Genomic DNA, 9,722 nt, shown 5'->3' with positions numbered 1-9,722 from the left:
TGCGTATGACATTGGCATAACTTCTACATAAAACCGTGGGGCACACGGGGTTAGCTCGCTTATGCTGTAGCCGGTAGGCTACTCGAACGAGAAGCCCCCACTTCTATAAGTGGTGGGAGTATGTCACGAATCGCTGATTAAAGCCGGAGGCTAAAAAAGCATGTTAAAAAGCACCTTAAAAAAACACCTAAAAAGAGCTGATCCCCGGGGAAAGATCCCGGAAAATCAGCTCCTTTTATTTTGACAGTGGGTATTTTTACAGTCTGTATATTGTATAGTTTTTTTAAAGAAAGACAGCCCTGACAGCGGGTTTAAACTCTTAGGTATAAAGGGTGTAGTCTTCGTTGAAGGAGGCAAAGTCCTTTCGTTCTTTAAAGCCCCGGTTTTTATTCTGAAAGTAATACTGAATAATTTCAGCGGCTAGAGGGGCCACATCCTGTCGGGTCATGATTTCCTCCCGGGTGAAAAAACGGGCATCGGTATTCTCAAACCCGTCGGCCTTGGGGGTGCCTTCCACATAGTCTATTTTAAACACGATGTAGCAGTCCACGACCTCTTCCGTACTGTTGGAACGAATGGCAATAATATCCGTAGCCTCCCCTTTGATTCGGGTCTCCTCGAAAATTTCCCGTTCCACCCCGTGATTCAGCTTCTCCCCTTTATCCAAATGTCCGCCGGGCATCAGCCACATACCCTTTAGGCGACCGTAATTCTGCTTAACCATCAGTACCTTGTCATCCACTTCCAAAAGGCCTCCCACACCGATGAAATTGTTGGGATAAACCCATCTGTTATAGGCGTGCTCATTAATGACGGATAAATCATTTCGTTGTTCCTTTTCCTGCTTTGCCCGGTCCAAATCAATAGAGACCTGATAGAGTCCTTCCGATTGATCCCCCTCGAAAAGCACTTCCCCTCGAGGGTCCACCACAAGGGAGTGACCGAAATAGCCGGTGCCTACCCGGTTCACCGCGGCGATGTAAACCTGGTTTTCAATGGCCCGGGCTTTTAACAGGGTGATCCAGTGGGGATACAGGGGTTCCGGAAATTGGGCCACCAGAAAGATGATTTCAGAACCGTTTAAGGCAATTCCCCGGAAAATTTCAGGGAAACGAAGATCATAACAGTTGGTAACCCCAAAGGTGGTTTTAGGGGAGAAAAATCGCGGGATCCGATCGCCCCGATCAAATATCTGGCCCTCCAGATTATTTTGGGAAACCAGATGCATCTTCCAATAGCTGCCCTGTAATGTTCCCGTGGAGTTGATAATAAAAGTGGTATTAAAAAGTTTATCCCCGGTTTGTTGAGGTACACTGCCCCCAATAACCGTGGCCTTGTGTTTCCGAGCCAACTGCTGTAAAAACTGTAAGGGCTTATCATAATTTTCACCATGGCTTTTCATGTTCTTGAAATCAAAATCCACGGACCACATTTCCGGAAGGATAATGAAGTCGGTGGGGTCCGAGTCTTGAAGGAGGGTTCGGATTTTTTCCTTATTCTTCTGGAATCGATCTTTTTCAATATCCATTTGGACAAAAGTAAGATGGACTTTATTCATGGGATTCTCACTTCCTTATTGTTTTTTACCATACAGTATGTTATAAAAGATTCTATAGTAATTTTCCTTAAATTTCAATACAAACACCGAAGAGAAATCCTCTTTGGGTAAAGGAGCGTTTAGTTATGATTCAAGTGGTCCTAAAAGGACATAAAAATATTTACGATACAAGGGAGTTGACAAAACTTTTTGTCTCAGAGGTAGAGGTTTTAGAAGATATTGCAGACCTGTCCGGGGAGGAAAACTTTGTAATCTCTCAGTTGGAAAAGGATGCCCTGGGAAACCATCAGGCCCTTGCCCAGGGAAATATCCACGGGCATACCGCAAACTATCAGGTGCCGGTGGAAAGTCCCGAGGAGGGTCTAACTCCCCGGGAAAGGGCCCTGGCCTACGACAAATACCAAAGAGAAGCCTTAAGAAGCACCCTGTTTATGGTGCTGAGGGAGTTAACGGGAAAAAAACCGGTATGGGGAATTTTCACAGGGATCCGTCCGGTGAAAATCGTACAGAACATGTTGGAGGCGTCGAAAAATTATCAGGAGATTTTTGAAGAATTAACGAAGGAGAAATACCTGAAGGAGGAAAAAGCCCAACTGCTCATCGACATTGCAAAAAAAGAGCGGGATCTGATATATCCCTTAGAGCAGCGGGCCGTGAATATCTATATCAGTATTCCCTTTTGCCCCAGCCGCTGTTATTACTGCTCCTTTCCCTCCAACGACCTGCATCGGAAGGATCGGGAAGTCCAGGAGTACTTAACCAATCTTCATAAGGAACTGGAGGCTTCCATCAAGATTCTCAATCAGAAAAACATCAAGGTGAACACCCTTTATGTGGGAGGGGGTACCCCGAGTATTTTAAACCGGCAACAGTTTGAAGATCTGTTTACTTTGTTAAAGGAGCTTCAGGGATATTCCCGGTTACAGGAAATTACTGTGGAGGCGGGAAGGCCGGACACTTTTTCCGTGGAAGTGCTGCAGTGTCTTAAGGATCAGGGGGTTGGAAGAATCAGCTTAAATCCCCAGACCATGAACCAAGAGACCCTGGTGGCCATCGGAAGAAAACACAGTCCTGAAGAAATTCACCGGGCCTATGAAATGATTCAAAAAGTCGGATTTGACTCCGTGAATATGGATTTGATTGTGGGTCTTCCGGGAGAAACGGCGGCTTCCCTGGACCATACATTAAAGGAAATCGAGAAACTACAGCCGGAAAATCTGACGGTGCATACCCTTGCGGTAAAAACCAACTCCTATTTTAAAGAGCATCCGGAACTGCTTACCCTGGGAGAGGAAGGGGTGCTTTCCATGTTGAAGAAAGTGGAGGCGTTTACCGAGGACCAGGACTATACTCCCTATTATATGTACCGGCAAAAAAATATGTTGGGAAATTTTGAAAACGTGGGTTATAGTAAAAGAGGGAAGGAATCCCTTTACAATATGAAGATTATGTCGGAAAAAGAGACGATCCTGGGTTTTGGCGCCGGGGCGGTATCCAAGGTGGTAAACCTGGAAACCGATGAGGTTCAGCGGGTTCCCAATATTAAAGGCTTGGGCCATTATATGGACCGGATTGACGAAGCCCTGGAGAAGAAAAAGGAAATATTAGAAAGGTTTTAACCCTTCCCGGGGAAAACCCCTTTGAAAAGTTGCTAATCATGTTATAATAAGGGATATATTCATAAAGTGGATGAAAGAATGAAAGAAATTAAGAAAAGATCGTTATCGGAATTCTACACAAGGAAGAAAGGACGTTATCTATGTTCGATTATGTACTCCGAATTGCGGTGATCCTATGGATCGTAAGCTTAACTGGATACATTTTTATTGTACTGAAGGAAAAGATTTATTTGAAAAACAATATGATTTACCTGGATTACAAAAATGTGGACCCGGATCAGATTAAAGAGGTGGAGATTAAGCATTTTAAGCTTGGAAACCATGAACTGATGGCGGGGGACGAAATAAAAGTGAAACTAAAGGGAGCAAAATCCATTAAGGGAACGGTTCTCGGTTTAGCCAAGGATAAAAAAACCATTTTATTGATGGGGGCTAAAGGGGTAAAAAATTTAGAGATCCATGCCATCAAGGAATTAAAAGTGGCTAGTAAATATGGGAAATTTTTCTAAAACCCCGGCAAAACCGGTATGATTATTAAAAAAAGTCGTTTTTTTTCAAAAAAAACCCTGATTTTGCGAAAAAAAATAAAAACTTAGCAGGAATTTTAAAATCAATGGAGAATAGATAAGATAAGGACTCTAAGAAGAGGGGAGGTTCCCTTCGTTGATACCAGAAAATGGAACAAAAACCCATTCTTTCAAAAGAAAAAGAAGAAAAAGGAAATTCAACAAAGCTTTTATTTTGTTAATTGTTTTAGTATACATCGTATCGAGAACCACTCCGATTCTTACAGAAAACCCCAATCGATTCCATACCCTAACCCATGGAACCCTGGAAGACCGTTTATCCTTTGAAGGCCTCATCCTTCGGAATGAAGAAGTGGTAAGAAACGCTTCCCGGGGATTAGTGGTGGAGCCGGGAGAACGGGTGGGGAAGGGACAATTGATCACCGAAGGCTTAAGCAGTCCCGCCTCGGGGGTAATTGTGGAAACCCGGGACGGTTTTGAAGAAAAGCTGGCATTCAATCGGGTGCTGGAAGCTCCGGAGGCTCATCTGGATACCGCGCAAGAGGTAATGGACTTAGAGGCCGTTGACAGCAAAGAAGGCATTCGAATCATTAAAGGCTACCACTGGGGAATCCTGGGAGAGGTATCCCTAGAAGAAGGGAAGGAACTTCAGCCGGGGCAGAGAATCTGGATAGAATCCCGGGGAAAAAGAGTTCGGGGAACCGTTGCATGGAGCGGAGAAAAGGAAACCGGAGAGGGCGCCTGGCTAATGGTGAAAAGCACAGAGCACCTCGATGGTATTTACGATAATCGTAGACAGGATATCACTTTGATTAAACGAGAAGTGGAAGGTCTCAGTGTCCCCCTGGATACTATCTATTATCAGGAGGATCAAGCCTATGTAACCCAACGAAAATCGGGGAATAATGAGAAGGTGCCGGTGAATATTCTTTTAGCCGACGAGGAAGGAGCCATTTTGTCCGCCGATGAATTCACGGATGCCGAGGGAGAAGTGCACCGGACGGTTTCACTGTACGATGAAGTTTTATTAAATCAAGGAAACAGCCGAGGGGAGGAGGGACCTGATGAATAATACAATTAAAGAAAATTGGCTGGAAACCGAGGAAAGAATAAAAAAAGCCAATCCCGACGGAAAAGACATTACGGTGGTTGCAGTAACCAAGACCCATAGCACCCAGGTGATTGAAAACGCTTTGGCCCTGGGATTTTCGGAAATCGGGGAGAATAAAGCTCAGGAGTTTGTTGAGAAATATGACCGGATGGAAGGCCAAAAGGAAAACATTAACTGGCACATGATCGGTCACCTGCAGCGGAACAAAGTGAAGTACGTTGTCGGCAAGACCAAACTGATCCAATCCCTGGATTCCATGCGACTGGCCAAGGAAATTGAAAAGCGGGGAGCCGCTGAAGGGATTACCGTGGATACATTGTTACAGGTTAATGTAGCCAGGGAAGAGGCAAAATACGGTATTTTTATGGAGGATGTCATATCCTTTTTGAAAAATATAGAAACTTTCAAGTCCCTTAAGATTCGAGGGCTGATGACCATGGCCCCTTTTTACCAGGACCCTGAAGAAACCAGGGAATGTTTTAAAAAGTTGAAAAATATGTTTGAAGAGCTGAAAAAAGAGGAATATAACAATGTAAGTATGGATTATCTCTCCATGGGAATGTCCAACGATTTTGAGGTGGCGGTGGAAGAAGGATCCAACATGCTTCGACTGGGAAGAACCTTATTTGGGGAAAGACCTAAATCAAAAAAATAATAATAGGAGGTTTTAGCAATGGCAGAAAAGTTAATTGAAAAAGTGAAGTACTTTGTTGGAATGGATGAGGACGAACTGGAAAATGAAGAGTATGACGGCGAAGTAGAAGAGGAGCAGACCATGCAAACTTCAAAAACAAACAAAGTGTATAACCTTCACAAGAATGAACAGGTAAACGTCGTGATTTTCGAGCCCAAGGATTTTGAAGAAGCCTCTGTAATTGTGGATAATTTAAAAACACGAAAGCCCGTAGTGGTGAACTTAGAAGAGGTGGAAACGGAGCTGGCAAAGAAATTCTTTGACTTTTTATCCGGAGCGGTTTATGCTTTAGATGGTAACATTCAAAAAGTTTCTGCATCGATTTTCATTTTAGCTCCCAGCAACGTGGAATTAACCGGAGCGGGAACCCGGGAAGATTTTAAGGCGAAGGGACCTTTCCCCTGGCAGAAATAGAATGTTAACTGACATAAATTAAGGAGTTGTTCGACATTGTTTGATGCATACACCGTAAGCCAAGCCCTGTTTCAATTGGGCAGAATAATAAATTTTTTGATCCTGGCAAGGATTATCATGTCCTGGGTAAACCCCAACCCCACAAGTCCCATTGCTTCAGTTTTGTACAGTGTTACAGAACCGATTTTGGGCCCCATACGAAGTTTGATATACAACGTGTTTAAATATCAGGGAATGCTGGATTTTTCACCGATTGTGGCGATTTTACTGATCAATTGGCTGATCATTCCCTTCCTGAGAAATTTAGCCTTTATGGTATTGTAATGGAGGGATGTTTTGATCGATAAGGAAAAATATACCCAACATATACAGGACCAGGAGGCAAAGGAACGGGTTGTACGAGCCTTAGGAAAAGTGGAAGGGGTACTAAAAAGTCATGATATACGCTGGACGGAATTTCTAACCCCCTATGAACAACAGCAGGTCATCGGAATTATAAATAGTTTTCAGGATATTACCTATAGAACCGAAGGTGGTTATCAAGGGGCTGAACGTCAGGTGATAACCATTTTTCACGACTACCTGCCCCGGGAGACGGTTCCCCCCGCTGTTGTACTGATGAAAATCAAGAATAAGAACCGGTTCAAAACCCTGAACCACCGGGATTATTTAGGCAGTGTCTTGAATTTAGGTTTAAAGCGGGAAAAAATCGGGGACATTTTGGTCCATCCTGATTACTGCCATATGATTGTGGATCGGGAAATCGGGGATTACATTCTGTTTCAGCTGGAAAAAGTGGGGAATGCTCCTGTGGAAGTACAGCTGGATGACCTTAATAATCTAGAGGTTCCTGAGGAGGAGGTAAAGGAAATCCAAGGAAGTGTATCCTCCCTGAGATTGGATGCGGTTTTGGGGCTGGGTTGCAAGCTTTCCCGGAAGGATGCCCAAAGTCTCATTAAAAAAGGGGATGTGAAGGTGAACTTTCAGGTTGCCCTAAAGACGGCCCAGGAACTGCAAGAGGGAGACCAGATATCCGCAAAGGGCTTCGGCCGAATAAAGCTTCGGGCCCTGGGAAAGGAAACCAAGTCCGGTAGGATTAAAATCACGTTGGAAAAGTTGCTATAATAAGGAGGTACATAAAATGATCACTCCATTGGATATTGAAAAAAAAGAGTTCAGCAAAGGGGTACGAGGTTATAAGGAACGGGAAGTGGAGGAATTCTTAAATGAAATTCTGACGGACTTTGAAACCCTTTACAGTGAAAACAGTCAACTGAAGGAAGAGATTCAAAGGGTAAAGGAAGAAATGGAAAAATACCAAAACATAGAGGAAACCCTGAAAAACACCTTGGTCGTGGCCCAAAACACCGCGGATGAAGTGAAGCGAAATGCCAATAAGGAGGCGCAGCTGATCCTGGATAAGGCGGAGAATGATGCCAAGCTGATCGTGGAAAAAGCAAAACGGGATCAGGAAAAGATCGAACAGCAGCATGAAGAAGCGAAAAAACAGATGAATATATTCAAAGTGCGATGTAAGACCCTGTTGGAATCACAATTAAGCACCATACTGGATGCAGACTTTAACCAGGAGGATGAAATTGACTAATGAAGAAACTCGCTCCGAGGAATGAGAGCGAGATTTTTTTTGAAATAAATTATGGGAGGGATTGATTATCATGATTCAATATGGAATAATTGGAGCTATGGATGAAGAAGTGGATATCCTGCAGGAAGAGATGGAAGTACACTTGGAAAAAGAGATTGCAGGCCTTCATTTTTATCAGGGGGTCCTGGAGAAAAAATCCGTTGTTCTGGTCAGAAGCGGGATCGGAAAAGTGAATGCCGCGGTATGCACCCAGATCCTGATCAGTGAATTTAAAGTGGAAAAAATCATCAATACCGGGGTGGCGGGAGCCCTGGGGGAGGATTTAGAGATATTAGACATCGTGGTATCCACGGAACTGCAGCAATACGATGTGGATGCCAGCAAATTCGGTTACAAAACCGGAGAGATCCCGAGAATGGACACCTCGATTTTTTCCGCTGAACCGGCCTTAGTAAAAAAAGCTTATGAAAAAGGGCTGAGACGATTCGGGGAAAAGGGCATTAAAAAGGGAAAAATTGTTTCCGGGGATACGTTTGTCAGCAGTGTGGAGATGAAGCATCGCCTGGAAAAGGAATTCAAGGCCCGGTGTACGGAAATGGAAGGGGCAAGCATAGCCCAGGCCTGTTATATGAACCGGGTTCCCTTTGTGGTCATCCGAACCATGTCGGATAAAGCCGACGGATCCGCCAATGATAATTATAAAACCTTTGTGACCAAGGCGGCTTTTCGTTCAAAGGAGTTAGTAAAAGACATTATTAGAGAAGAGAACTTTTAGACCCAGGAAGGGAGTTTTTGTTTTGAATATTGGGATGTTTATCATTATATTAGCCATGGATATGGCGACGAAATACTGGGCATACAACTATCTTAGGGAGATTGGAAGCATCCCTGTTATAGAAAATATTTTTCACCTGACCTATGTGGAAAACCGGGGGGCCGCCTTTGGAATTTTACAGGATCAACGGTGGATTTTCATTGTGGTAACCATCGCTACCTTGCTGTTTATTTTGTGGTATTTACGGCAGATGGATCCGGAGATTAAGATACTGAAAATCGGATTAAATCTGATTTTTGTAGGAGCCATCGGCAATCTGATCGATCGTATCTACCTGGGTTTCGTAATCGACTTTATAGATTTTAGGATTTGGCCCGTATGGAATGTGGCGGATATGGCCATTGTTGTGGGAACCATTATTACTATCGGGGTAATCATCTTTTATGAAAAAGCCATAGAAAAGGGGCTGTAAATATGGAAAGACATGAATTCATTGTTGATGCAGAAGACGAGGGGAAGCGCCTGGATGTCTTCTTAGCGGAAAATTTGGAGGAGTACAGCCGGAGCTACCTGCAAAAATTGATTAAAGAAAAACGGGCCCTGATTAAGGGCGAGCCGGGGAAAAACCGGAGCCCTCTAAAGGAGGGGGAGGAAGTAAGCATTGAAATTCCGGAACCGAAACCCTTGGAAATCAAAGGGGAAAACATACCCCTGGAGATAATCTACGAAGATGGGGATCTTTTAGTGGTAAACAAGCCCCAGGGAATGGTTGTCCACCCCGGTGCCGGGAATTACGAAGGCACCATGGTGAATGCTTTGCTGTATCATTGTCAGGGAAAGCTCTCTTCCATTAACGGGGTCATTCGCCCGGGGATTGTGCACCGGATTGATAAAGATACTTCGGGACTGTTAATGGTAGCGAAGACCGACCAGGCTCATCGCAGCCTACAAAATCAATTGAAGGACCGGAAGGTGACAAGAGTTTACCGGCTATTGGTCCACGGTGTAATGGAAGAGGGGCAGGCGGTGATCGATGCACCCATGGGACGGTCCCCGAATAATCCGTTGAAAATGGCGGTTCGGGATGAGGGAAGATTTGCCAGAACCCATATCACGGTTCTGGAACGATTTGAAAAATACACCTTGCTTGAGGCCCGTTTGGAAACGGGAAGAACCCATCAAATTCGAGTGCACCTACAGTATATCGGTCATGCCTTAGTGGGAGATCCGGTTTACGGACCGACGAAAGCCCATTTCTCCTTGGAGGGACAGATGCTCCATGCTAAAACCTTAGGCTTCCTTCACCCAAGAACCGGGGAGGAAATGGAGTTCGATTCCCCCATGCCCGAGGATTTTCAAAAGGTGATTGAAAGCCTGAGAAGGGATAAAACCCGTGAAGAGGAATAAATCAAAGAAAG

The 9,722-nt window shown here is 44.3% G+C and carries 12 protein-coding genes; 11 read left to right on the top strand and 1 reads right to left on the bottom strand.

All coding sequences use genetic code 11. From position 1 onward, the window contains the following. Positions 1-319: 319 nt before the first annotated feature. Positions 320-1,558: a nitrilase-related carbon-nitrogen hydrolase gene (locus tag ISALK_RS11785; RefSeq protein ID WP_160722526.1), complete on the bottom strand. Its 1,239-nt coding sequence runs from the start codon at positions 1,556-1,558 to the stop codon at positions 320-322. A 125-nt stretch (positions 1,559-1,683) separates the two neighbouring features. Here ISALK_RS11785 and hemZ point away from each other — a divergent pair, with 125 nt between their 5' ends. The 11 genes from hemZ to ISALK_RS11730 all read left to right on the top strand — a co-directional run bounded on the left by hemZ (position 1,684) and on the right by ISALK_RS11730 (position 9,711). After that, the gene (gene hemZ / locus ISALK_RS11780; RefSeq protein ID WP_160722524.1) at positions 1,684-3,177 is read left to right on the top strand and encodes a coproporphyrinogen dehydrogenase HemZ; all 1,494 of its coding nucleotides are present in this window, start codon (positions 1,684-1,686) and stop codon (positions 3,175-3,177) included. Between the two features lie 140 nt (positions 3,178-3,317). Then, entirely contained in the window at positions 3,318-3,686 is a 369-nt protein-coding gene (locus ISALK_RS11775) for a hypothetical protein (protein WP_160722522.1), read from the top strand. A gap of 154 nt (positions 3,687-3,840) precedes the next feature. Then, positions 3,841-4,776 (top strand): biotin/lipoyl attachment domain-containing protein, encoded by a 936-nt coding sequence (locus ISALK_RS11770; RefSeq protein WP_160722520.1) that lies wholly within the window; start codon positions 3,841-3,843, stop codon positions 4,774-4,776. Continuing rightward, complete coding sequence (locus ISALK_RS11765) at positions 4,769-5,470, top strand: YggS family pyridoxal phosphate-dependent enzyme (RefSeq protein ID WP_160722518.1); 702 nt, start codon at positions 4,769-4,771, stop codon at positions 5,468-5,470. The genes ISALK_RS11770 and ISALK_RS11765 overlap by 8 nt, the downstream gene beginning before the upstream one ends. 18 nt (positions 5,471-5,488) lie before the next feature. Further along, on the top strand, positions 5,489-5,923 hold the full coding sequence (locus ISALK_RS11760; protein ID WP_160722516.1) for a cell division protein SepF: 435 nt from the start codon (positions 5,489-5,491) through the stop codon (positions 5,921-5,923). Positions 5,924-5,959: 36 nt separating this feature from the next. Next, entirely contained in the window at positions 5,960-6,247 is a 288-nt protein-coding gene (locus ISALK_RS11755) for a YggT family protein (protein ID WP_236660367.1), read from the top strand. A gap of 12 nt (positions 6,248-6,259) precedes the next feature. Then, entirely contained in the window at positions 6,260-7,048 is a 789-nt protein-coding gene (locus ISALK_RS11750) for a YlmH family RNA-binding protein (protein WP_160722514.1), read from the top strand. Positions 7,049-7,064: 16 nt separating this feature from the next. Then, complete coding sequence (locus ISALK_RS11745) at positions 7,065-7,529, top strand: DivIVA domain-containing protein (RefSeq protein WP_160722512.1); 465 nt, start codon at positions 7,065-7,067, stop codon at positions 7,527-7,529. Positions 7,530-7,599: 70 nt separating this feature from the next. Next, positions 7,600-8,304 (top strand): 5'-methylthioadenosine/adenosylhomocysteine nucleosidase, encoded by a 705-nt coding sequence (locus tag ISALK_RS11740; RefSeq protein WP_160722510.1) that lies wholly within the window; start codon positions 7,600-7,602, stop codon positions 8,302-8,304. A gap of 22 nt (positions 8,305-8,326) precedes the next feature. Next, on the top strand, positions 8,327-8,776 hold the full coding sequence (gene lspA, locus ISALK_RS11735) for a signal peptidase II (protein WP_245394426.1): 450 nt from the start codon (positions 8,327-8,329) through the stop codon (positions 8,774-8,776). Between the two features lie 2 nt (positions 8,777-8,778). After that, positions 8,779-9,711 (top strand): RluA family pseudouridine synthase, encoded by a 933-nt coding sequence (locus ISALK_RS11730; protein ID WP_160722508.1) that lies wholly within the window; start codon positions 8,779-8,781, stop codon positions 9,709-9,711. The last annotated feature ends 11 nt before the right edge of the window (positions 9,712-9,722 follow it).

The organism is Isachenkonia alkalipeptolytica (assembly GCF_009910325.1).
Classification (GTDB): Bacteria; Bacillota; Clostridia; order Peptostreptococcales; family T1SED10-28; genus Isachenkonia; species Isachenkonia alkalipeptolytica.
This window is presented reverse-complemented; position numbering and strand designations above follow the sequence as displayed.

Excerpts from the sequence above, each read along its gene's own strand:
- ISALK_RS11765 (WP_160722518.1), top strand. The coding sequence starts at position 4,769 with ATGAATAATACAATTAAAGAAAATTGGCTGGAAACCGAGGAAAGAATA.
- ISALK_RS11745 (WP_160722512.1), top strand. The coding sequence starts at position 7,065 with ATGATCACTCCATTGGATATTGAAAAAAAAGAGTTCAGCAAAGGGGTA.
- ISALK_RS11760 (WP_160722516.1), top strand. The coding sequence starts at position 5,489 with ATGGCAGAAAAGTTAATTGAAAAAGTGAAGTACTTTGTTGGAATGGAT.
- ISALK_RS11785 (WP_160722526.1), bottom strand. The coding sequence starts at position 1,558 with ATGAATAAAGTCCATCTTACTTTTGTCCAAATGGATATTGAAAAAGAT.
- hemZ (WP_160722524.1), top strand. The coding sequence starts at position 1,684 with ATGATTCAAGTGGTCCTAAAAGGACATAAAAATATTTACGATACAAGG.
- ISALK_RS11775 (WP_160722522.1), top strand. The coding sequence starts at position 3,318 with ATGTTCGATTATGTACTCCGAATTGCGGTGATCCTATGGATCGTAAGC.
- ISALK_RS11740 (WP_160722510.1), top strand. The coding sequence starts at position 7,600 with ATGATTCAATATGGAATAATTGGAGCTATGGATGAAGAAGTGGATATC.
- ISALK_RS11730 (WP_160722508.1), top strand. The coding sequence starts at position 8,779 with ATGGAAAGACATGAATTCATTGTTGATGCAGAAGACGAGGGGAAGCGC.